The organism is Tautonia plasticadhaerens, from assembly GCF_007752535.1.
GTDB lineage: Bacteria > Planctomycetota > Planctomycetia > Isosphaerales > Isosphaeraceae > Tautonia > Tautonia plasticadhaerens.
Window position 1 is genome coordinate 1 of sequence record NZ_CP036427.1, and the last position, 22,547, is coordinate 22,547.

At 71.7% G+C, this 22,547-nt stretch carries 14 protein-coding genes; 13 read left to right on the plus strand and 1 reads right to left on the minus strand.

Annotation, left to right across the window (positions count from 1 at the left end):
* The 9 genes from ElP_RS39045 (at position 1) to ElP_RS34440 (ending at position 15,967) form a co-directional block, all read left to right on the plus strand.
* Positions 1-1,521 carry a replication initiator protein A gene (locus ElP_RS39045; protein WP_197447166.1) on the plus strand — a complete coding sequence of 507 codons (1,521 nt, stop codon included), beginning with the start codon at positions 1-3 and terminating at the stop codon, positions 1,519-1,521.
* A 355-nt stretch (positions 1,522-1,876) separates the two neighbouring features.
* Positions 1,877-6,079, plus strand: coding sequence for a DUF1592 domain-containing protein (locus ElP_RS39050; RefSeq protein WP_197447167.1), 4,203 nt, complete (start codon positions 1,877-1,879; stop codon positions 6,077-6,079).
* Positions 6,080-6,140: 61 nt separating this feature from the next.
* The gene (locus ElP_RS34410; protein WP_145279208.1) at positions 6,141-7,451 is read left to right on the plus strand and encodes a DUF1552 domain-containing protein; all 1,311 of its coding nucleotides are present in this window, start codon (positions 6,141-6,143) and stop codon (positions 7,449-7,451) included.
* A 171-nt stretch (positions 7,452-7,622) separates the two neighbouring features.
* Positions 7,623-10,793, plus strand: coding sequence for a DUF1553 domain-containing protein (locus ElP_RS34415; protein WP_145279210.1), 3,171 nt, complete (start codon positions 7,623-7,625; stop codon positions 10,791-10,793).
* Between the two features lie 4 nt (positions 10,794-10,797).
* Positions 10,798-12,261, plus strand: a complete 1,464-nt coding sequence (locus ElP_RS34420) for a DUF1501 domain-containing protein (RefSeq protein WP_145279216.1) — start codon at positions 10,798-10,800, stop codon at positions 12,259-12,261.
* A 202-nt stretch (positions 12,262-12,463) separates the two neighbouring features.
* On the plus strand, positions 12,464-13,087 hold the full coding sequence (locus tag ElP_RS34425) for a TlpA family protein disulfide reductase (RefSeq protein WP_197447168.1): 624 nt from the start codon (positions 12,464-12,466) through the stop codon (positions 13,085-13,087).
* Between the two features lie 168 nt (positions 13,088-13,255).
* Positions 13,256-14,068 carry a ParA family protein gene (locus ElP_RS34430; RefSeq protein WP_145279220.1) on the plus strand — a complete coding sequence of 271 codons (813 nt, stop codon included), beginning with the start codon at positions 13,256-13,258 and terminating at the stop codon, positions 14,066-14,068.
* Position 14,069: 1 nt separating this feature from the next.
* On the plus strand, positions 14,070-14,993 hold the full coding sequence (locus ElP_RS34435) for a ParB/RepB/Spo0J family partition protein (RefSeq protein ID WP_197447169.1): 924 nt from the start codon (positions 14,070-14,072) through the stop codon (positions 14,991-14,993).
* 683 nt (positions 14,994-15,676) lie between these two features.
* Entirely contained in the window at positions 15,677-15,967 is a 291-nt protein-coding gene (locus ElP_RS34440; protein WP_145279224.1) for a hypothetical protein, read from the plus strand.
* 77 nt (positions 15,968-16,044) lie between these two features.
* Here the strand turns inward: ElP_RS34440 and ElP_RS34445 are convergent, their stop codons facing one another.
* A complete protein-coding gene (locus ElP_RS34445; RefSeq protein WP_145279226.1) occupies positions 16,045-17,052 on the minus strand; it encodes a DUF4349 domain-containing protein in 1,008 nt (335 codons plus the stop codon).
* Positions 17,053-18,594: 1,542 nt separating this feature from the next.
* Between ElP_RS34445 and ElP_RS34450 the strand changes: the two genes are divergently transcribed.
* From ElP_RS34450 to ElP_RS34465, 4 genes are all read left to right on the plus strand, one after another.
* Positions 18,595-19,131: an RNA polymerase sigma factor gene (locus tag ElP_RS34450; protein ID WP_197447170.1), complete on the plus strand. Its 537-nt coding sequence runs from the start codon at positions 18,595-18,597 to the stop codon at positions 19,129-19,131.
* Positions 19,121-19,726 (plus strand): anti-sigma factor family protein, encoded by a 606-nt coding sequence (locus tag ElP_RS34455; RefSeq protein WP_197447171.1) that lies wholly within the window; start codon positions 19,121-19,123, stop codon positions 19,724-19,726. The genes ElP_RS34450 and ElP_RS34455 overlap by 11 nt, the downstream gene beginning before the upstream one ends.
* Before the next feature lie 87 nt (positions 19,727-19,813).
* On the plus strand, positions 19,814-20,431 hold the full coding sequence (locus tag ElP_RS34460; protein WP_145279232.1) for a DUF4252 domain-containing protein: 618 nt from the start codon (positions 19,814-19,816) through the stop codon (positions 20,429-20,431).
* A gap of 65 nt (positions 20,432-20,496) precedes the next feature.
* A complete protein-coding gene (locus ElP_RS34465) occupies positions 20,497-22,509 on the plus strand; it encodes a serine hydrolase (RefSeq protein ID WP_145279234.1) in 2,013 nt (670 codons plus the stop codon).
* Positions 22,510-22,547: the final 38 nt, after the last annotated feature.

The following is a 22,547-nucleotide window of genomic DNA, read 5'->3' on the forward strand; positions in this document are numbered from 1 at the left end:
ATGACCCAGTCGACGAGGGCCGGCGAGGATGACCCGGAGGGCGAGGGGCCTCCCCCGATCGCGGTCCCCGGGCGGGACGAGATGAACCTGGCCGAGTTCCCGATCGCCCTGCTCTGCGACCGGGCGCCCCGGGGCCAGTGTGAGATCGAGTTCCACGACTCGATCTTCGACGCCCAGAGCGGCCGGGAAGTCGTCCGTTCGCTCACGATCACCAGCCCGGAGAAATACGGCCTGCCGACGGCCGCCGACGACGACGTCATCCTGGCCCTGCTCCAGCTGACCAAGCAGCAGAATAATTTCGCCAGGCCCGAGGTCCACTTCACGCGCCTGCAGCTCATCGAGCTGCTCGGCTGGGCCGACAAGGGGTCCAGCTACGCCCGGGTGGTGCAGTCGCTCCACCGGTGGGCCAGCACGTACCTCTCCTACCGGAACTCGTGGTGGGACCACTCGGAGCGGCGCTGGACGAGCGGGGGCTTCCACATCGTCGACAGCTTCGAGGTCGTCGATGGCCGATCGAGCACCGGGGGGGGAGGACAGGCCCGGTCGGCGGTCAGCTGGGGGAAGGTCTTCTTCCGGAGCTGCCGGTCGGGCTACCTCAAGAGCCTGGACTACCGCCTGTACAAGGGCCTGAACTACCACACCTCGAAGCGGATGTACCGCTTCCTCGACAAGCGGTTCTACCACAAGGCGGAGTGGGCCTTCGAGCTGCGGGACTTCGCCCTGGAGCACATCGGCCTGAGCCGGTCCTACGCCCACAACGGCAAGATCAAGGAGAAACTCTGGCCGGCGATCGTCGAGCTGGAATCGGTCGGCTACCTCGAGCCGATGCCGAAGGCCGATCGGTTCCGCCGCCAGGGCCGCGAGTGGCTCGTCTGCTTCAAGAAAGCCGCGGCCGTCGAGCTGGGGGCGGGAACCCCGGGGGGACCCGGGGCTCCCGCCCCCACCCCGGGACGCGCAGGGGCGGACCACCCGGCGGTCCGGGAGCTGGCGGCCAGGGGCGTGACCGAATCGACCGCCCGGGAGCTGGTCGGGCAGCACCCGGCCGCCCTAGTCTCCTCGAAGCTGGAGATCTTCGACTGGCTCATGTCGAAGGAGGACCGCCGCGTCCGCAAGAGCCCGGCCGGCTACCTCGTCGAGTCGATCCGGCGCGACTACGCCCCCCCCAGGGGATTCGTCCCCGCCGAGGACCGCCGCCTCCAGGAGGAGCGTCGGCTCCATCTCGAGCTGGAGGCGCTCCGCGAGCGGCATCGGAGGGCCGCCGAGCAGGCCCGGGCCCGCCAGGAGGTCGAGGCGATCGACGCCTACTGGGACGCGCTCGACTCCGAGGGGAAGGCCGCCCTCGACGCCGCCGCCCAGCGCTCCGCCGACCCGACCCGGTACGACGACCTCGGGCACTCCCCCGCCCTCCAGCGGATGCGTCGCCGGGTCCTCCGGCAGGACTACATCCGGGCCCTTCTCCGGGATCGGCACCACCCCCTCTTCTCCCCCCCGGCACCCGGGGACGAGCCCCCGGCACGCTGAGCCGTCCGCCGGCCTTCGCCGCGTCCCGTTCGCGTTCGCCCGTCCCCCCCGGCCGGGCGAGGTCGGGCGTCGATTGCGCCCGAACTTCGTGTACGCGGGCCGGCGGCGTCCTTCCGTATTCTTTACGTGAGTGTCCGTTTCGGTATGCTATCCGGGCGGTGTGTGGATGGTTGGGCGGTCGTTTCCAGCCTCTTCCCGGTGCCTGGACGGGGGCCCGGGGGCCCGATATGATGGGGGTCGGTCGTTGTTGAGCGATTGTCAAACTCGCTCGAACTGCCAGTCATCGGAGCGGTTGCGTCAGATCGGCCCCGAGAATCGGGCGTCGGGCGATGCGACGAGAGGGGGAGGCGCCGCCGTGCGAACCCGAGGGGGCTGGTGGGTCGGCCTTGCGATCCTTGGGCCGGGGCTGGCCCCGGCGGTGTCGGCGTCGGGGGCCCTGGCCGTCGGCGACGAAGGTGACCGGGGCGACGCGGCGGCGATCGCCGCCCGGTTCGGGGTCGAGGCGGGCCCGGTCCTCCGGACATATTGCTTCGAATGCCACGCCTCGGAGGTCGCCGAGGGGGGCATCGACCTGGAGGCGTTCGACGGCATCGACGACCCGGGGGAGGAGTCGGAGACCTGGCAAGACGTCGCCCGGGTGCTCGACCTCGGCGAGATGCCCCCCGAGGGTGCCCTGCCCCTCCCCCAGGCCGACCGCGACCGGCTCCGGGGCTGGGTCGCCCGGTTCCTGGGGGCGAAGGCCCTCGCCGACGCCGGAGACCCCGGGCCGGTGGTCCTCCGCAGGCTGACCAACGCCCAGTACGAGCACACAATCCGGGACCTGACCGGCCTGGACCTGGACCCGGCCCGGGAGTTCCCGACCGACGGCGCCGCGGGGGAAGGGTTCACGAATTCGGGCGGCGCCCTCGTGATGTCCCCGTCGCTGCTGGAGAAGTACCTCCGGGCCGCCAGCGAGGTCGCCGACCACGCCGTCCCCCTCCCCGGGGGCGTCCGGTTCTCCCCCGCCGTCTCCCGGAGGGACCGGACCGACGAGGCCGTCGACCGCATCCGCTCCTTCTACGGCCGCTTCGCCGACGGCGGCGACGGCACCCGGGTCGACCTCCAGGGGATCGTGTTCGACACGAACGAGGGGGGCCGGCTGCCGCTGGGCCGCTACCTTTCTGCGCTGGTCGAGGCCCGGGACGAGATCCGTCGGGGGGATCGGACGCCGGGGGCCGTCGCCGAGGCCCGGGGCCTGAGCCCGAAGTACCTGCGGCTGCTCTGGGAGGCGCTGGAGGTCGACCGAGGACCCTCGCTCCTGCTCGACCCCCTGCGACGGGCCTGGCGATCGGCCGACACGGCCGACGCGGCATCGGCGATCTCGGATCTGGTCGCCCCGTGGCAGGAATCGCTCTGGCGGTTCAACCGCGTGGGGCACATCGGCAAGGTCGGCGGGCCGCCCTCGTGGATGGAGCCGGTCTCCCCGCTGGTCGACCGCCAGGAGGTGCGGGTGGCCTTCCCGGGCGATCTCGAGGGAGTCGGGGATGAGGTGCGCCTCACGCTGTCCGTCCGGGACGCCGGGGAAGGGACCGGGCCCGTCGCCGCCTGCTGGGAATCCCCCCGGATCGTGACCCCGGGGCGTCCCGACCTGCCCCTGCGAGACCTGCGAGCCGTGGCCCGGCGACTGGAGGCGAGGCGGGACGAGACGCTCGGCAGGGCGGTCGAGTGCCTCGATGCCGCGTCGGAGATCCTCCGATCCCCCGACCCGGGGGGACCCCGGGAGGTCGCCGATCGCCTCGGCATCCCCCCCGACGTGCTGGGGGCCTGGTTCTCCTACCTCGGGGTCGGCGAGGGGCCGCCGACGATCCCGGCCGACGAGATCCTCTCGGGCCCGATCTCGGGGGCCGGCGGGCACGAGTTCGTGGCCGGATGGGGGGAGCCGGGGACGCCGAACGTGGTGGCCAATTCTTCGGATGAACACGTCCGGATCCCGGGGAAGCTCCGGCCGCATTCGGTGGCGATGCACCCGTCGCCGTCCCTCCGGGTGGCGGCCGGCTGGAGGAGCCCGGTCGGGGGGGCGATCCGGGTCGAGGGCCGGGTCGAGCACGCCCACCCGGAGTGCGGGGACGGGGTGTCGTGGCGGCTGGAGTTGCGGGGGCCCGGGACGCGACGGCGACTCGCCTCCGGGACGGCGAGGGGGACGGATCCCGTCGCGTTCGGGCCTTTCGAAGGGCTGCCGGTCGGGCCCGGAGACCTCGTCTGCCTCAGCATCGGCCCCCGGGACGGGAATCACGCCTGCGACCTGACGGCGGTGGATCTGGCCGTCTCGGCCGGCGAGCGGTCCTGGGACCTGGCGGCCGACGTCTCCCCCGACATCGGGGCCGGTAACCCGCACGCCGACCGCCTCGGCAACCCGGAGGTCTGGGCCTTCTTCACCGAGTCCGACGGCGAGGCCTCCGCCGATTCGGTCATCCCCGATGGATCCCTGCTGGCCCGTTGGCTGGACGAGTCCGACCGGGAGGTGCGTCGTCGGCTCGCCCGGCAGATCGGGGGCCTGATCGATGACGGCCCGCCGGCCGACCCCGAGGCGCCGGACGCCGCGCTCCGTCGGCAGCTCACCTCCTACCGGGGACCCCTGCTCGGCCGGCTCGGGGCGATCGACCCCGACGGATCGGCCCCCGTCGATGGGGCCGTCGGCCGATTCGGCATCGACCCGGATCGATTCGGGACCGACCCCGAGGGACGCCCGATCGACGGGCAAAGCCTCGGCGTCCGATCCGGCTCGGTGATCGAGGTCCGGCTGCCGGCCGGGCTGGTGGCGGGCTCCGAGTTCGTCGCGACCGGGAGGCTGCTGGGGGAGGAAGGAAGCGTCCAGTTCCTTGCCTCGGCCTCGACGCCGGATCCCAACCCCGGCCCCGGCCCAATCGCCGGGGTGCCGATCGTCGCCGCCGAGGGGAGCCGGGCCAGGAGCCGCGTCGAGGCGGATCTGGCCGCCTTCCGGGACCTGTTCCCGCCCGCCCTCTGCTATTCGGAGATCGTGCCGGTCGACGAGGTGATCACGCTGATGCTCCACTACCGGGAGGACGTGCACCTCCGCCGGCTCATGCTCGACGACCGGCAGCAGGAAGAGCTGGACCGCCTCTGGGAGGAACTCCGGTTCATCAGCCAGGACGACCTGGAGATGGTCGGGGCCTTCCAGCAGCTCCTCGAATACGCCTCGCAGGACGGCGACCCGGGCGTCTTCGAGCCGCTCCGGGGGCCGATCGAGCGGCTGGCCGAGGCGTTCCGGCGCGAGCTGATCGAGGCCGAGCCCCGGCAGCTCGACGCCGTGATCGACTTCGCTGCCCTGGCCTACCGGCGTCCCCTGGAGGATGGGGAAGCGGAAACCCTCCGCGCCCTCTATCACTCGCTCCGGGAGGAGCCGATGCCGCACGACGAGGCGATCCGATTGACGATCGCCCGGATCCTCGTCGCCCCGCCGTTCCTCTATCGGGTCGAGCGGCCCGGCCCGGGGTCGGGCCCGTCCCCCGTGTCGGCCTGGGAGCTGGCCAGCCGCCTGAGCTATTTCCTCTGGTCCTCGATGCCCAACGAGGCCCTCCGGGCCCGGGCCGAGTCGGGCGAGCTGCTCGACCCCGACGTTCTGGCCGGGGAGGCGCGGCGGATGCTCGACGACGCCCGCGTCCGCCGGCTCGCCGAGGAGTTCGCCTGCCAATGGCTCCAGGTCTACGACTTCCCAAGCCTCGACGAGAAGAGCGAGCGGCACTTCCCCTCATTCGCCTCGCTCCGGCCGGCGATGTACGAGGAGACGATCCGGTTCTTCGAGGACCTCTTCCGCAACGACCGGCCCGTCTGGAGCATCCTCGACGCCGACTACGCGTTCTTGAATGAAGACCTGGCCCGGCATTACGGGATCGAGGGGGTGGCCGGCCCCGACTGGCGCCGGGTCGACGGCGTCTCGGGGCACGGCCGGGGGGGGATCCTCGGCCTCGCCTCGACCCTCTCGAAGCAGTCGGGCGCGTCCCGGACCAGCCCGATCCTGCGGGGGAACTGGGTCTCGGAGGTCCTGCTCGGCGAGCGCCTCCCCCGGCCCCCGAAGGACGTGCCCCCGCTCCCCGAGGACGAGGGGGCGACCGACGGCCTGACCGTCCGGGAGCTGGTCGAGCGGCACACGCAGGACCCCCGCTGCATGACCTGCCACCGCCGGATCGACCCCTTCGGCTTCGCCCTGGAGCGGTACGACGCCATCGGCCGCCTCCGGGAGGCCGACCTCGGCGGCCGGGCGATCGACGCGGCTTCCCGGCTGCCCGACGGCGCGGAGGTCGACGGCATCGAGGGCCTGAGGCGCTATCTCCTCGAAGACCGCCGGGACGCCTTCGCCCGGCAGTTCTGCCGGAAGCTGCTCGGCTACGCCCTGGGCCGGGGCGTCCGGCTCTCCGACGAGCCGCTGCTCGACGAGATGCGTCGGGGCCTCGACGAGGGCGGCGGGCGTGTCTCGGCCGCGATCGAGGCGGTCGTCCGGAGCCCCCAGTTCCTCGAGATTCGCGGCCGGGATTTCGCCGCCGAAGCCCCGCCCCGATGACCCCCGACCGGGCGATCGAGCCGGCCAACACCCCCCTGCCCCCTCCCATCGGAGTCGACCCATGAGCCCGCCGATCCACTCCCGACGCGCGTTCCTCCGAGGGGTCGGGGTCAGCATGGCCCTGCCCTGGCTGGAGTCGGTCCCCTCGTGGGCCGACGACGTGCCCGATGTCGTCGCCTCGGCCGGCCCGCCGACCCGCCTGGCCGTCCTGTTCTCGGGCAACGGCTTCCACAGCCGGGAGTGGTGGGCCCGGGGCGGGGGGGAGGCGATGGAACTGGGCGGCGTCCTCCGGCCGCTGGAGGATCTCCGGGAGAAGCTGGTGTTCGTCCGGGGCCTCTACAACGAGGAGGCGCTGAAGGGGAACATCCACAGCTCCCAGACCGGGAACCTGCTCTCCGGGGCCCCGCTGGCCTCGGGGGGCGAGATCCGATCCGGCACGAGCCTCGACCAGGTCGTCGCCCGGCACTCGGCGGGGCAGACGAAGGTGCCGAGCCTGGTGCTCGGCTGCGAGAAGTCGAACCCGTCGGTCCACAAGAATTACTCGATGCTCTACAGTTCCCACATCTCGTGGAGCTCCCCCACCACGCCGACCCCCCTGGAGTTGTACCCCGCCCTGGCCTTCGACCGCCTCTTCCGGGACGAGCCCCGTGCCGGGGAGCGGAGCGTGCTCGACTCGGTCCTGGCCGACGCCCGGGACCTCCGGGGGTCGATCGCCGCCTCCGACCGCCTCAAGCTCGACGAGTACCTCGACTCGGTCCGGGAGGTCGAATCCCGGATCGACCGGGCCGGCCGCCGGGGGGAGCTCCAGGGCTGGCGGCCGAACCTGGAGGAGCCGGACGTCCCCCGCCCCGCCGACGGCATCCCGCAGGACATCGGCGAGCACATGAGGCTGATGGCCGACATCCTCGTCCTCGCCTTCCGGACCGACACGACCCGGGTCTGTTCCCTGAAGCTGAACAACGACCACAGCTCGCTCCGGTTCCCGAACCTGGGGGTGGACTACATGATCCACCACCTCCTCTCGCACACCGACAGCGACGACTGGCTGAAGGTCAATCGCTTCTTCCTCGACCAGGTGGCCTACCTCGCCCGGCGGCTCGATGCGGTCCGGGAGGGGGATCGCACCCTGCTGGACAACTCGGTGATCCTCTTCTGCTCCAGCATGCTCACCGGCAATCACGACGCGACCCAGCTCCCCGTGATCCTGCTGGGGGGGGGCGGCGGCAAACTGCCGGGAGGGCGTGTCCTGGACTACCGGGACGCCCCGAACCGCAAGATGTGCAGCCTTTACCTCTCGATGCTCGACCTGTTCGGCATCCACCTGCCGGGGTTCGGGGACTCGGCCGAACGCCTGCCGGGCTTCTCGGGGTGACTCACTGACGGGACTGGCCCGGCCGGGAGGCCTCGAACCGGGGCGGCCGATCCCCTACAATCGGGAGATCGGGGCGTCCGCCCCGGGGCCGACCCTCCCGGCCCGGGGCGGTCGACCCCGGATCGCGCCGGGCGCACCGGTGCCCCGATCCGTCCCCGGAGAGATGGACCCATGATCCGAACACCTCGACGGTCCATCCCGGCACTCCTGATCCTCGCCCTCGCGGCCATCCGACCCGGCGACGCCCGATCGGGTGAGGACCGGGTCGATTTCCGATCCCAGATCCGGCCGATCCTCTCCGACGCCTGTTTCCACTGCCACGGGCCCGACGCCGGGCATCGCGAGGCCGGGCTCCGGCTCGACGTCCCGGAGGGGGCCTTCGGCGAGACGGCCTCCGGCGCCCTCCCGGTCGTGCCCGGTGAGCCCGACGAGAGCGAGCTGGTCTGGCGGATCACCGCCGACGACGAGTTCTCGGTCATGCCCCCGCCCGACTCGGGGCGTTCGCTCACCCGAGAGCAGATCGACCTCCTCACCCGATGGGTCGAACAGGGGGCCGACTGGGAACGGCACTGGTCCTTCTCCCCGATCGCCGACGAGGTGGCCCTCCCCGGGGTCGGGGACGAGTCCTGGCCGACCAACCCGATCGACCGCTTCGTCCTCGCACGGCTCGAAGCCGAGGGGCTCCGGCCCTCCCCGGAGGCCTCCCGGGAGCGACTGATCCGCCGCGTCACCCTCGACCTGACCGGCCTGCCGCCGACCGTCGAGGAGATCGACGCCTTCCTGGGAGACTGTCGTCCCGATGCGTATGAACGCCTGGTCGATCGCCTCCTCGCCTCCCCCCGGTTCGGCGAGCACCGGGCGGTCGGCTGGCTCGACCTGGCCCGGTACGCCGACACCTACGGCTACCAGGCCGACGTCTATCGGGCCGTCTGGCCCTGGCGGGACTGGGTGGTGCGGGCGTTCAACGAGAACTTGCCGTATGACGAGTTCGTCACCCGGCAGCTCGCCGGCGACCTGCTCCCCGACGCCTCCCCCGATTCTAACCTCGCCACCGCCTTCAACCGGCTGCACCGGATGACCAACGAGGGCGGCAGCATCGAGGAGGAGTTCCGCCTCGAATACGTCGCCGACCGCACCGACACCTTCGGAACCGCCTTCCTCGGCCTGACCCTCGGCTGCGCCCGCTGCCACGACCACAAGTACGACCCGATCAGCCAGCGGAACTACTACGAGCTCTCCAGCTTCTTCGACGACATCGACGAGTCCGGCCTCTACTCCCACTTCACCGACGCCACCCCCTCCCCCACCCTGATGCTCTACGAGGGGGACGAGGAGCGCCGGATCCGGGAGCTCGAGGGTCGGATCCGGACGGCCGAGGCCGAGCTCGACGCCTTCGCCGAGGCCCGCCGGGATGCCTTCGACGCCTGGGTCTCGGAGACGAGTCGAGCCCCGACGATGACCGGGCTCATCGGCGATTTCCCCCTGGACGCCCCGGAGGGGGACGCCGTCCCGAACCGGGCCGACCCCGGGCGCCCGGGCAAACTGCTCGAAGGGCCGGAGGCCGCCCCCGGCAAGGTCGGCGGCGGCATCCGGCTGGACGGCGAGGACAGCATCGTCCTGCCGATGGGGAATTTCACCCGGGACGAGCCCTTCTCGGTCGCCCTCTGGGCGAAGACGCCGGATGCCAAGGACCGCGCGGTCATCTTCCACCGCTCCCGGGCCTGGACCGACGCCGGCAGCCGGGGCTATCAGCTGCTCATCGAGGACGGCCGCCTCGGCGCCTCGCTCGTCCACTTCTGGCCGGGCAACGCGATCGGCATCCGGGCCGTCGACCCGATGCCCCTCGGGGAGTGGGTCCACGTGGCGGTGACCTATGACGGGTCGAGCCGGGCCGACGGGCTGACCCTCTTCGTCGACGGCAAGCCGGCCGAGGTCGAGACCGTCCGTGACCACCTGTTCAAGGACATCACCGGCGGCGGCGGCGACGAGCTGACCTTCGGCCAGCGCTTCCGGGACCGGGGCTTCAAGGGCGGCTCGGTCGACGAGCTGAAGGTCTTCGACCGGGAGCTGACCCCGATCGAGGTCGAGCAGCTCTCCGGCGGTGAGGCGCTGGCCTCGGCCCTCGCCTCGACGGGCGATCACCGCTCGGAATACCTCCGTGAGCAACTGTTCTCCTATTACCTAGCGAACCACGATGACGGATACCGGGAGCGGCTCGACGCCCTCGAAGCCCTGCGGAAGCAGCGGAGTGCGATCGTGGAAGCCGTCCCCGAGATCATGGTGATGCGGGAGATGGCCGAGGCCCGCCCGACCTTCCTCCTGGAGCGGGGGGCCTACGACGCGAAGGGGGACCGGGTCGACTCCGACACCCCCGAGAGCCTCCCCCCCTTCCCCGACGGCCTGCCCCGGGATCGCCTCGGCCTGGCCCGATGGCTCACCGACCCGGAGCACCCGCTGACCGCCCGGGTCGCCGTCAATCGCTTCTGGGGGGTCCTGTTCGGCCGGGGGCTGGTGGCCACCCCGGAGGACTTCGGCAACCAGGGGGCCTCGCCCTCGCATCCCGGGCTGCTCGATTGGCTGGCCCGGTCGTTCGTCGACTCGGGATGGGACGTGAAGCGGTTGTTCCGGCAGGTCGTCCTGTCCTCGACCTACCGGCAGGACTCCGACGCCTCGTCCTCGATCCGGGAGGCCGACCCGGAGAACCGGCTGCTCGCCCGGGGGCCGGGCCGTCGCCTCCGGGCCGAGGCGATCCGGGATGCCGCCCTGTCGGCCTCGGGCCTCCTGGTCGAGACGATCGGTGGCCCCCCGGTCAAGCCGTACCAGCCGCCGGGGATCTGGGAGGAGAACTCGGGGCAGAAGTACGAGCGGGATCCCGGCCCGGGGAGCCGACGCCGCAGCCTCTACACCTACTGGAAGCGGACGGCGCCGCCCCCGTCGATGATCACGCTGGATGCCTCAGGCCGGGAGGTCTGCACCGTCGACCGGCCGACGACCGCGACGCCGCTGCAGGCCCTCCTGCTTCTCAACGACCCGCAATACGTCGAGGCGGCCCGGGCGCTGGCCTCCCGGTCCTGGCACGCGAGGGACTCGATCGAGGGGCAAATCTCCCATGCGTTTCGGTCGCTCCTGGGCCGAGCCCCCTCCCCCGCCGAGCTCGACGTGCTGCTCGACCTGTTCGAGGAGCAGCGCGAGGAGTTCCGGTCCGGCCGGGCCGACCCGGGGGCGTATCTCTCGATCGGCGACGAGCCTCCCGACCCCTCGATCGACCCGGTCGACCAGGCCGCGTTCGCGGTGCTGGTCCAGGCCCTGTTCAACCACGACGAGACCCAGATGAAGAGGTGAGCCGATGTCGATCGATCCGACCCGGCCGGGGGAGCCCGGCCGATCGTTCCACCGCCGCCGCTTCTTCTCCCGGGCGGGCCTCGGCATCGGCACGGCGGCCCTGGCGTCGCTGCTCGACGGCGAGGGGCGCCGCGCGGTCGCGTCCGACTCGGGGGGGCTCGGCCTGCCCGGCGTGCCGCACCTCCGGCCGAAGGCGACCCGGATGATCTCCCTGTTCATGAGCGGCGGCCCGTCGCAGCTGGAGACGTTCGACCACAAGCCGCTGCTGGTCGAGATGACGGGAAAGGACCTGCCCGACTCCGTCCGGCAGGGCCAGCGGCTCACCGGCATGTCGGCCAACCAGGCGTCCCTGCCGCTGGCCGGCTCGCTGTTCCGGTTCGATCGGCACGGCGAGTCGGGCGGCTGGGTCAGCGAGCTCCTGCCGCATACCGCGGGCGTCGTCGACGAGCTTTGCATCATCAAATCGGTCTACACCGAGGCGATCAACCACGACCCGGCGATCACCTTCCTCCAGACCGGCTCCCAGATCGCCGGCCGTCCCTCGGTGGGGGCCTGGCTCAGCTACGGCTTGGGGTCGGAGAACGCGGACCTGCCCGCCTTCTGCGTGCTCATCACGAAGGACAAGGGGGGGCAGCCGCTCTACTCCCGGCTCTGGGGCAGCGGCTTCCTGCCTTCCACGCACCAGGGGGTCCTGTTCCGTTCGGGTAGCGACCCGGTGCTCTACCTCCAGAACCCGGAGGGGATCTCCGGTTCGGCGCGCAAGATGATGCTCGACCGCCTCCGGGAGCTGCACCAGATCCGGGTCGAGGAGACGCTCGACCCGGCGCTCGACGCCCGGATCGAGCAGTACGAGATGGCCTACCGGATGCAGGCGTCGGTCCCCGAGGTGACGGACCTCTCCGACGAGCCCGACTCGACCTTCGACCTCTACGGCCCCGACGCCCGGACCCCCGGCACTTTCGCCGCCAACTGCCTGCTCGCCCGTCGTCTGGTCGAGCGGGGCGTCCGCTTCATCCAGCTCTTCCACCAGGGCTGGGACCACCATGGCGGCCTCCCGGCCGGCATCCGAGTCCAGTGCGCCGAGACGGACCAGCCCTCCGCCGCCCTCGTCATCGACCTGAAGCGCCGGGGGCTGCTGGAGGACACCCTGGTGACCTGGGGGGGCGAGTTCGGCCGCACCAATTACAGCCAGGGGAAGCTGACCGCCGACGACTACGGCCGGGACCACCACCCCCGCTGCTTCTCCGTCTGGATGGCCGGGGGCGGCGTGAAGGCGGGACTCTCATTCGGCTCCACCGACGAGTTCGGCTACAACGTGGCCGAGGACCCGGTCCACGTCCATGACCTGCATGCGACGATCCTCCACCTGCTGGGGATCGATCACGAGCGGCTCACCTTCAAGTACCAGGGCCGCTACTTCCGCCTGACCGACGTGCATGGCCGGGTCCTCGCCCCGCTCCTCTCGTAGCAGGCCGGAGCAACGCTCCTCCCTCCGGCCCCGGGGCGTCCCGGGGCGATCCACCGTGGATCGGCCGCCCTCCCCCCTGCCCTCCCCGCCCCCGAATTCCGTAGGCGGGCCGTCCCTCGGCGGTTACGATCGGATCGGCCGGTGTCCCTCGGGGGCGTCCCCGGGGCCCGGGCCCGACCTCAGCCCGATCGGAGGAGCAGCGATGATGTCGACCCGGATCGATCGGTCCCTCGGCCTCCCGGCGGCGATGGCCCTGGGGGCGCTGCTGGCCCTGGCGTTCGCCCCGGCCGCGAACGCCCAGCGCCTGTTTCCCGACGACTATTTCTTCAACATCAACAACCCCGAGCTGGACGCCAAGCACGCCGAGATGACCGGCCAGCCCCGGCCGGAGCTGGCCGTCACCGACTGGATGAATGGGGACCTCTCCGAAGGGGACCTGGAGGGGAAGATCCTCGTCGTCGACCTCTGGGCCACCTGGTGCGGCCCCTGCCTCGCGGCGATCCCCGAGAACAACGAGCTGGCCGAGACCTACGCCGACGAGGGGATCCTCGTCATCGGCGTCTGCACCTCCAGCGGGCAGGAGAAGCTCGCCCAGGTCGTCGAGGACCGGGAGATCAAATACCCCGTGGCCAAGGACCCCGACCAGGAGACCTCCGAGGCCTGGAACGTCGCGTACTATCCGACGTATGCCGTCGTCGACCGCGAGGGGATCGTCCGGGCCATCGGCCTGACGCCCAATCACATTGAGGACGTCGTCAAGGCGGTCCTGGAGGAGCAGCCGGTTGCCTCGGCCGAGGCCGCCTCGGACACCTCGGCGAAGGACTGACCGGCCCGGCGGTCGAGGAAACGTCAACCCTCCCCTCGACCCTCCCCCGGGGGGCCGATCCACCATGGATCGGCCCCCCGGGCGTTGGGCTGATTCGCTGATCCACGGTGGAGCGCGGCGCCGATACCTCCCGGTGGACAACGAGCCTCCGGGAGGGAGCCAGGAACCGTGGACGTTATCGCCTTGCTGAACATGAAGGGCGGGGTCGGCAAGACCTCGACCACGCACAACCTGGGGGGGGCGTTCGCCCTGCTCGGGCGTCGCGTCCTGCTGGTCGACAACGACCCGCAGAGCAGCCTGTCCCAGGGATTGCTCGGCCCCTCGGCCGCCGAGGCCCTGCCGATCGACGAGACGGTGGCGGCCGTCTACGCCGGGGAGGCGGTCCCCGGCCGGCTGGTCCGGCCCACCGGGATCGACGGGGTCGACCTCGTCCCCGGCTCGATCCACACCGACCGCCACAACCGTCCGGTGCCCGAGGAGGCGCCCTGGCCCGACCAGGTCGCCCTGCGGGACTTCCTCGGGGAGCTGGGAGACTCCTACGACCTTGTCCTGATCGACTGCCCGCCGAACCTGCACCTGTGCTCCTGGTGCGCCCTGGCGGCGGCCTCCCACGCCCTGATCCCGGTGCAGCCGGAGGACTACGGGGCGCAGGGGCTGTCGGCCGTCCGGCGGTCGATGGTCCGGGTCTGCACTTCGGTGAACCCGTCGTTGAAGCTGCTCGGCTACCTCATCACGATGGCCCAGCCGAGGAGGGCCATCCACCAGCTCTACATGGAGTCCCTCCGGTGCGACTACGGCGCCGAGGTGCTCGAGGCGATCGTCCCGGCCGCGGCCGACTTCCCCGAGGCGGTGGCCCACCGCAAGCCGGTCACTCACCACAAGCCCCGGGGGGCGGCCTCGAAGGCGATCAAGGCGCTGGCCGATGAGATCCTCGGCCGGCTGGGGCGGTCGGGGGACGAGTCTCGCGAGGAGGCCGCTTGAGATGAGCAAGAAGCTCGAATCGCTGCGGAAGTCGGCCGGAGGGAACGTCCGGGAGTCGATGGGGGCCGAACGACCGGTCCCGTCGGCGGGGCAGGGGGGGGCGGCCCCCGGCGGCCCCCCGGCCCGATGGCAGGGGGTGACCAAGGCCAGGGACGCCGCCCTGATCCCGGTCGACAGGATCACCAACGACCCCGACCAGCCCCGCAAGGAGTTCGACCCCGAGGCCCTCGAGCGCCTCGCCGAGTCGCTCAAGGTTCGGGGGCAGCTCCAGCCGATCCGGGTCCGCTGGGACGAGGACCGCCAGTTGTACATCGTCCTCGTCGGCGAGCGTCGCTGGCGGGCCGCCCGCCTCGCCGGGTTGCCCGCGCTCTCCTGCATCGTCCACGAGGCCCGCCTCGACGCCGACGAGCGGCTGATGGTCCAGCTCGTCGAGAACGCCTTGCGGGAAGACCTCAAGCCGGTCGAGCAGGCCCGGGCCTATCGGGCCCTGATGGACGCCAACTCCTGGTCGGGCCGCCAGCTCGCCGAGGAGTTGCACGTCGGCCAGGCGTCGGTCGTCCGGGCCCTCTCCCTGCTGGAGCTGCCGGGGGAAGTCCAGGAGCGGGTCGATTCGGGGGACCTCGCCCCCTCGGTCGCCTACGAGATCGGCAAGCTCCCCGACCCCGGACAGCAGGCCGAGGTCGCCCGGGCTGTCGTCGCCGAGGGCCTGAATCGCTCGGAGGTCGGCCAGGTCATCCAGTCGATCAAGGCCCGACGCCCCTCCCCCTCGCCCAGGCCCGACCCCGAGACGATCGACCTTGGCGACGGCATCACCGTGACGATCAAGTGGCGGAAGCCCTCCACCGTCGGCGTCGTCCAGGCCCTCCGACGCGCCCTGAGCCTGGCGCGGGGACTCGAGCGGGAATCGATCGAGGGGGTCGCCTGACCCCCGCTCCCCGCCCATCCCGATCCACCGTGCATCACCCCGGGCCGGGGACCCCGACGCCCCGGGGGCGGGACTGACGCCGCATCGCCCGGGAGGGTTTCCATATTGGGGCAGGGGGGGGGCGGGGTCTCATTCGAGGGACCCCGGCCCGGCGGCCTCGGCGACCGGGGCCTCTCGGGAGGAATGCCGGCGACCCGGTGGTTCTCGACCCAGGCACTCTCGGCTGACCGGGGTTCGGCCTGGCCGGGCCGGCCGGACTGAGGGGCGACGAGGGTGCGATCCGTCGATCCCATGGCGGGGGTGTCGGGGAATCCGCCACGACCGGGCGGTCGATCCGTGCCACGGGAGCGGACCATCCTTACATGACTTGGTCGGGCCGATCGTGAGGGTAGGATGGTAGCCGGCGGCCAGGCCCCCCTCCCGCCCGCTCGGGCCCGGGTCCCGGGGCCGAGAGGCCGCCGTTCGACGGCCTCACCGTCCCCCGGCGGCCGGGAGGGCATCGGCGGAGTCGCCCGGAGTCGGGCCCGAGGCGATCGTGACGATCGCCGGGGTGGTCGCAGCCGATCGACGTCCCGACCCGACCCGGCCCCGGCGACGACCGGCGGGGAACCGGGTGTCGCCGGGTGGCCCTGACCCGTCGGCGGACGTTCTGCATAAATGATCCTGAGTGTGGAGGATGAGCGATGCGAGACCGGATGGAATTCCCGCCCCGGCAGATCGGTGCGGATGGAGCCTCGGTTGCCGACGCACTCCCCGGGATTGCCGACCTGGCCGACATCCCGATGCTCATGGACGCCTGGTGCCGCGAGCGACAGCATCGGGTCGAGTCGATGCTGGCGCTGAGGAGGGTCCGCCGCGTCCTGCGTCGGATCGACGCCGAGGGCGGCCTGGCCCCCCGGAGGGCCCGACAGGTCCGGGGGCTCCTCCGCATGATGAGGGAGTTGGAGGAGGCCGACCGGATCGACGGCCCCTGACCGGGACCCGGGGGGCCCCGGCCGCCCCCCGACGGCCGGCCGTCCGCCCGACGCCCCGGCGCCCCGCCGTCCCCCGCTCACCTCGGCTCCCGGGGAGGGAAGAGGGGACGACGGGCCAGTTCCCAGAGCCGGGGCAGCGCCCGGGCCAGCCGCCGGAGCAGCAGCAGGGCCGCGACCAGCAGGGCCAGGATCAGCGGGAGCCACGGGGCCAGGCCCACCGCGAGGAGGACGAGGGACTCTCCCAGGGACACCAGCGCGTCGATCGACGAGGCCCATTCCCGGGCGACTTTCGTCCGGAAGCTCGGCGAGACCGGCGGGGTCGGCTCGTAGTCGTCCCGCTCCCGGATCCCCAGGGTGATCGTCGCCAGGCTGGAGAGGGAATCGAGGACCCGGAGCCGGCCCTCGAGCTGCTCGATCTCCCCCCGGACCCGGCTCAGCTCCACCTCGACCTTCAGCACGTCCTCCAGCTTCCCCCCACGCTCCTCCAGGATTTCCAGCAGGGTGGATTCCTCGACCTCCTTGTTCCGGACCCGCGCCTCGATGTCGTAGAACTGCTCGGATACGTCCTGGGAGGTGCGTCGGTTCCGCTCCAGCTCGCCGAGCCTCAGGAGGCCCTGGACGAGGTCCTCGAACCGCTCGACCGGCACCCGGAGCGTCCATCGGGCGCTCCGCCGGGAGCCGGGGGAGCCGGAGAGGTCCTGCTCGGCGATGTAGCCCCCATGCCCCTCCACGAGCCCGACGACCCGGCCGGCGACCGGGTCGAGATCCTCGACGAGCAGATCGATCTGGGCGTCGTAGATGATCTTCCGGGAGATGCCCTCGGCGGCCTCGGCGGCGGCGACGTCCAGGGGCGGGCCGTCCTCCTGCCCGGGCGGCCCGGGGGAGGCGGGGAGGCCCATCATCCCACCCATCATCCCCCCGGCCAGCTCGGCCATCGCCGGCCCGGCCGGGGAGGCCGGGGCCGGGGAGGCGTCCCTGAAGGACGCCCCCAGCTCCTCTGAGCGGGCCGCCGACCTGGGGGACGCCTCCCCGCAGCCGGGGGGCACGATCGTCAGCAGGGCGAGCAGGATCGGGATGGGTCGCATCGGAGTCGCTTCCTCGATCGGGACGGGGACGGGACGGGGGGACGGGCAATCGGCGCGGGTCCTCCCCTCCTCGACGATCCGGGGCCCCTTCACCTTAGGACCCTTCCTCCCCTCGACGGGCCGGGAGGCTCAACCCGGGGTGGAGTGGCGATCCCCGGGCCTCCTCGCCCTCGATCGCGTCGTCGCCGCCGAGGATCCAGACGAGATCGCCCCCGGCCCCGTCCCCGGGCCCGCCGCCCCCCCGTGTCGAATCCCGGGACGGCTCGCCTTCGGCTCGCCTTCGGCTCGGTCGAGGCGAGGTCGGGATGCGGTCGGTGCGCCGATCGGTCGCACCTGAGATTCGGCACAAGTCGTTATTTGGAAAGAAGTTTGTGTCAAACGAAATGGGTTCGCTCCGCCGAGGCGTACCGACCTGGGGCTTCGCAGGACGGGGGATTCGGCACCCCGAGGTCCGGAGGCCCTCCGGGGCGGCCTCGGGGGCGTCTTCGCCCCCGCGGTGCGCGGGGTGGTCGGGGGTTGGTGCGCCGATTTCGCACCACGGCGATCCGACGCAACGTTCTTCAGGAAAGAAGATTGCGGAGAATGAAATGGGTTCGCTCCGCCGGGGCGTACCGGCTCGGCGGGGTGGATCTCGGGGCAGGGGGGCCCGTGCCGTTCGGCCCCCGGGGTGATCCGGGTCGGTGCGCCAATCACGCGGCCCGGCGAATTGCGATATGTGAGAAGCTCCCAACGACTTGCGGCATGTCGATTGGGTTCGCTCCGCCGAGGCGCACCGCCGAGGAGGGCCGATCCCCGGCGAAGGAAGCCCGAGGGGGTGCGGGGCTCGATCGACGGCCCGGGCGCGACCGATCGACCCCGGCAGGAAGCCGGGTCGGTCGGGGAGGCCGGGGGAGGCATCGGGGGCGAGGCGGTCGGCACGTCGGGGGCTCGGCGCTGGGAGAGACGGCGGGGACGGCGCATCATCCCCTCCCCCTAATCATCGAGGATCGGGCCGATTCCAGTCACACGATCTGGAGGGATCGAGGGCGATCACCCCGGGCAGGGGAATCGGCCTCGGGAGTCGCGGCGTCTCGGCCTCGGGAATCGGATCGGTTGCAGCAGCGGGGCGCGGTTTTGGGGACGGGCGGAGTGCCTCGGGATGACGGCGTTGGTCGAGCCGAAACCTCCGGGTCGCGGGTCGGTCTCCCCCAGCCGTGAAGTCGTCCGCGCTCGGGAACGATTCCCTGGGAACGATCGGGCACCCTTCATCCAATCACGTCGACCGTCCCCCGAATATGAATCGCCCCCCATGGCTCGGGGCGGGCTCCCACTCCAGCTCGACCTCGCGGAGACGACATCCTTCGGTTGACGCAGGCGATGGGGGGCATGCGGGTCCCAGGCTCGGGAGTCCCGAGACTTCGACGGGTTGGAGGATGGCCCGGGAGACTTGGAGTGCGCCCATGGGCCTCGCCCGTGGGGCCGGTCGGGGAGAATCCTGTAACAACGCCCCCTCGCCATCCGTACTTCCTGCAAATGGCGGATCCACTCCGATTCGATCAAGTCATGGAACGACTCAGCTCCCGCGTCTACTCGCTGGCGCGTTACACGCTGGGGAGTGCCCAGGACGCCGAGGACGTCACCCAGGAGGTCTTCATCCGACTCTGGGAGAACTGGGCTCAGGTCGACCTCGAACGGGTCGAAGGCTGGCTGATCCGCGTCACGAGCAACGCCTGCGTCGACTTCCGCCGGAGGAGCTCGGCGCGGCCCGAGGCCGGCGGCTCCCGCGCCCCGACCCGGGCGATCGACCGCTGCCCGTCGGCCGCGACGGACCCGAGCACCGCGGCCGAGTCCTCCGAGCTGCGATCCCGCGTCGCGGACGCCATCGCTCGCCTCCAGGAACCGTATCGGAGCGTCCTGATCCTCAGGGAAATCGAAGGACTTCCCTACGCGGAAATCAGCCAGGCGCTCGGGATGTCGATGCCCTCCGTGAAGGTCAATCTCCATCGGGCGCGAGCCCGGCTCACGGAGCTGCTCGGGCCCCTGGGCGATCCCCCGAGCAGTTCCGGACAGCGGCGAGAGGCGGGCGAACGTGTCCACTGATCGGCGTCACGACTGCGGCTGGTCGCTCGAGCAGTTCCATGCCCTGCTCGACGGCGACCTGGATCCGACTCGGGAATCCGCCCTCCGGCTCCACCTCGACCGGTGCGCGGACTGCCGGGGACGCGCCAATGAGGCCGCCAGGGCCCTCGCGGAGCTCCGCCAGTTGCCCAGCCTCCCTTGCCCCGACCATGTCCTCGCCTCGATCAAGGAGCGTGCCCGTCGCTCCGCCCTCGACGCCCTCCCGGACGCCCGCCCCGTCGCCATCGGCGGGTCGATCCGCCCGGTCGGCTGGGGCCTCATGGCCGTCGCGGCCGCGGCGTTGCTCCTCTTCGCCTCGCGGCCCCGCCCCGTCCCGCCGCCGAAGGAGCACGACCCGACCGATCACCCGCCGATCGCCTCGACGCGGGAGATCGAGCAGGCCGAACGCCAGGTGATGGTCGCGATCGGACTCCTCCACGCCGCGGGGCGACGCGGCGCCACCCGCGCCTCGGAGCATGTCCTCGAGCGAGGCCTGCTCGCCCCCGCGAGCAAGCTCGGCCTGGCCCTCCGCGAGTCGTCCCCCCCCGGGACACGCGACGCGACCCGAAGTCCCTGACCCCCGAGCACCCCAGCCGCCCGATCCGTCGTCGCGGCTCCTGCAGCGTCCCTCGTCACCCCTCGTCTCCCATTCGGAGGAATTGCGATGTCCAGAATGCGACCGATCCTCGGCCTCTCGGCCCTCGTGATCGCGCTCGGGCCGGGCGGGCTGGTTGCCGCCCCGCAGGACGCCGAGCCGCACCCCGGCAGCGTCGACATCGACTGGTCGAAGGCCCTGGGTGTCAAGGAGCCCTCGGTCCAGGTCACCCTCGGTCCGGCCCTGCTCAAGCTGATGGCCTCGGCCGGGGAGGAGGCCGATCCCGACGTCGTGGAGCTGGTCGAGGACCTCTCCCACGTCCGCGTCATCGTGCATGAAGACCTCCCGGCCGGGGGGTCGGACGTCGCCGAGGCGGTCGACGCGCAGATCGAGGTCCTGCTGGACGAGGGCTGGAGCCCGGTCGTCAAGGTCAGGGAAGGGGAGCAGGAGACGGTCGACATCCTGATGAAGGCCGACGGCGAGACGATCGTCGGGTTCGTGATCTTCGTCGCCGAGCCCGACGAGCTTGTTTTCGTCAACATCGCCGGCACGATGGATCCCGAGACCTTCGGCCCGAAGCTCGGCGCGGTCGTCGGCAAGGTCTCCGGCGGCGATCTCGAACTCGACGGCCTGGACGACCTGACCGAGCTGTTGAAGTCCTCAACCGACGACGGCGACACGCCCTGAGCCGTCGCTCGCCCTCATCAGGGCCTCGCGGGACGACGCCGGTTCCAACCCCACGGAGGTACGCAATGTCGAGGAACGTCCATCGCACCCCATCGCCCGTCGTCCGGGGGCCCCTCCTCCTGTTTATCGGGGCGATCCTCATCGGATCGCCCCCTGCCTACGGGCAGAATGGCGCCCACGGCCTCGCCTATCCGGCGAAGGGGATCGTCGTGGACGGCGACCTGGGCGACTGGCCGGAGGAAGCCCGAACGTACCCGATCGCCCGGGTCGAGTACGGCGACGAGCCCGACGGCGGGGACGACCTGGACGCTCGATTCCGGCTCGCCTACGACCCCGAGGAAGGTGCCCTGTATGTCGCCGTCGAGGTCCGGGATGATTCGGTCGTGCCCGACCCGCCCGGGTCGGTCGCCTGGGACGCCCAGGACGGCTGCGAGCTCTACATCGACGCGCCGCATGCCAGCGGCGGCGCCGCGGTCTCCCAGTATTGCCGGTACGGGGGCCGGGACGAGCTCCACGGGCCGGCCGATGGCCTCGAGCACGAGGTCGACCTCGCCGTGGCCCGGGCGGGGCCTCGGACCGTGTACGAGTGGCGCATCGCGGGAGACGCCGGGCTGGGGCCCGATCGGGTGATCGGCTTCGACGTCTCGGTGGCGGACAGGGACGAGGACGGTTCGTTCTCGTGGGCCGCCTGGGGGGCCGGGACGCAGAAGCTCGACACGCCCGGCCGGTGCGGGGAGTTCCTGCTCACCACCCCCGAGACGGGACTCGGTGAGGTCTCCGGTCGGGTCGAGTGGGAGGAGCCCCGCCCCGTGCCGCTCGTCTCGCGCGTCCGGATCCAGTCGGTCCGATCCGCGCCCCTGTGGAGGACGGCGATCGTCGATCCCGCGGGATCCTACGAGGTCGAGGGGCTCCCCGTCGGCCCCTATTCGGTCCATCCGGTGGACTCGGCCGAACTTCGCGTCGATCCGGACCCCGGCGTCGAGGTCCGTGTGGTGGCCGACCGGCCGGCGACGGCGGACGTCCTCCGGATCGTGCCCGTCCCCTGGCCCGGCCTGATCGGCGCCGAGGGGGTGCTCCTCGGTCCCGAGCCCGTGAACCCCGAGGCGCTCGAACGGTTGGTACGGGCTTATCTGGACTACTACAAGGTCCCCGGCGTCTCGCTGGCCGTCATCAAGGACTCCGAGATCGTCTATCACAATGGGATGGGTGTGAAGGACGCTTCGACCCTGGAGCCCGTGGCCGATGACACGGTGTTCGAGGCCGCCTCGATGACGAAGCCGATCCTCGCCTACCTCGTCCTGCGGCTCGCGGACCGAGGGGCCATCGGCCTCGACACGCCGCTCTACACCTACCTCCCCTACGACGACATCGCCCACGACGACCGATACAAGCTCATCACGGCCCGGATGGTGCTGACCCACCGGACCGGATTCCCGAACTGGCGGACCGGCGAGCTCGTCCTCAACTTCGAGCCGGGCACGCAGTACATGTATTCGGGCGAAGGGTTCGTCTACCTCGGGAAGGTCGTCGAGCACCTCACCGGCAAGGGCCTGGTCGACCTGTGCCGGGAGGAGGTTTTTTCCCCATTGGGGATCGAGAATGCCTCACTCGTCTGGGACGAGGACGTGGCGCGTGTGTCCGCCACGGGCCACAACGGGACTTCACCGTTGCCGAAGGACACGCCTCGCGAACCCAACATGGCGTACAGCCTGCACATCGACGCGCGGAACTATGCCCGGTTCCTGATCGCACTCGTCGCGGGGGAAGGGCTCTCGGAGGCCGCCCACGCAGAGCTGCTCCGGGCCCAGACCGAGGTCCCCGAGGAACCGGGCGGGTGGTTCGGCCTGGGCGTCAGGATCGAGGAGACCCCGTCCGGGACAAGCTACGGCCACGGGGGGAGGAACGTCGGGTTCACGAGCCGATCCTGCTTCTACAAGGACCAGGGCATCGGGTATGTCTTTCTCGTGAACAACGACGAAGCCTTGAAAATCGACAATGTCCTGGGCGCGTACTTGATCGCCGGCAAGTCGGGGCTCAAGGGTCCCGAACCCGACGCTCGCGAAGGTCGCCCAGATTGACCCGGAGCCACGCGACGCCTCGGTCGGCCGCCGGCGTG

Excerpts from the sequence above, each read along its gene's own strand:
- ElP_RS39045 (WP_197447166.1), top strand. The coding sequence starts at position 1 with ATGACCCAGTCGACGAGGGCCGGCGAGGATGACCCGGAGGGCGAGGGG.
- ElP_RS34450 (WP_197447170.1), top strand. The coding sequence starts at position 18,595 with ATGGAACGACTCAGCTCCCGCGTCTACTCGCTGGCGCGTTACACGCTG.
- ElP_RS34415 (WP_145279210.1), top strand. The coding sequence starts at position 7,623 with ATGATCCGAACACCTCGACGGTCCATCCCGGCACTCCTGATCCTCGCC.
- ElP_RS34420 (WP_145279216.1), top strand. The coding sequence starts at position 10,798 with ATGTCGATCGATCCGACCCGGCCGGGGGAGCCCGGCCGATCGTTCCAC.
- ElP_RS34445 (WP_145279226.1), bottom strand. The coding sequence starts at position 17,052 with ATGCGACCCATCCCGATCCTGCTCGCCCTGCTGACGATCGTGCCCCCC.
- ElP_RS34435 (WP_197447169.1), top strand. The coding sequence starts at position 14,070 with ATGAGCAAGAAGCTCGAATCGCTGCGGAAGTCGGCCGGAGGGAACGTC.
- ElP_RS34425 (WP_197447168.1), top strand. The coding sequence starts at position 12,464 with ATGATGTCGACCCGGATCGATCGGTCCCTCGGCCTCCCGGCGGCGATG.
- ElP_RS34465 (WP_145279234.1), top strand. The coding sequence starts at position 20,497 with ATGTCGAGGAACGTCCATCGCACCCCATCGCCCGTCGTCCGGGGGCCC.
- ElP_RS34440 (WP_145279224.1), top strand. The coding sequence starts at position 15,677 with ATGCGAGACCGGATGGAATTCCCGCCCCGGCAGATCGGTGCGGATGGA.
- ElP_RS34460 (WP_145279232.1), top strand. The coding sequence starts at position 19,814 with ATGTCCAGAATGCGACCGATCCTCGGCCTCTCGGCCCTCGTGATCGCG.
- ElP_RS34410 (WP_145279208.1), top strand. The coding sequence starts at position 6,141 with ATGAGCCCGCCGATCCACTCCCGACGCGCGTTCCTCCGAGGGGTCGGG.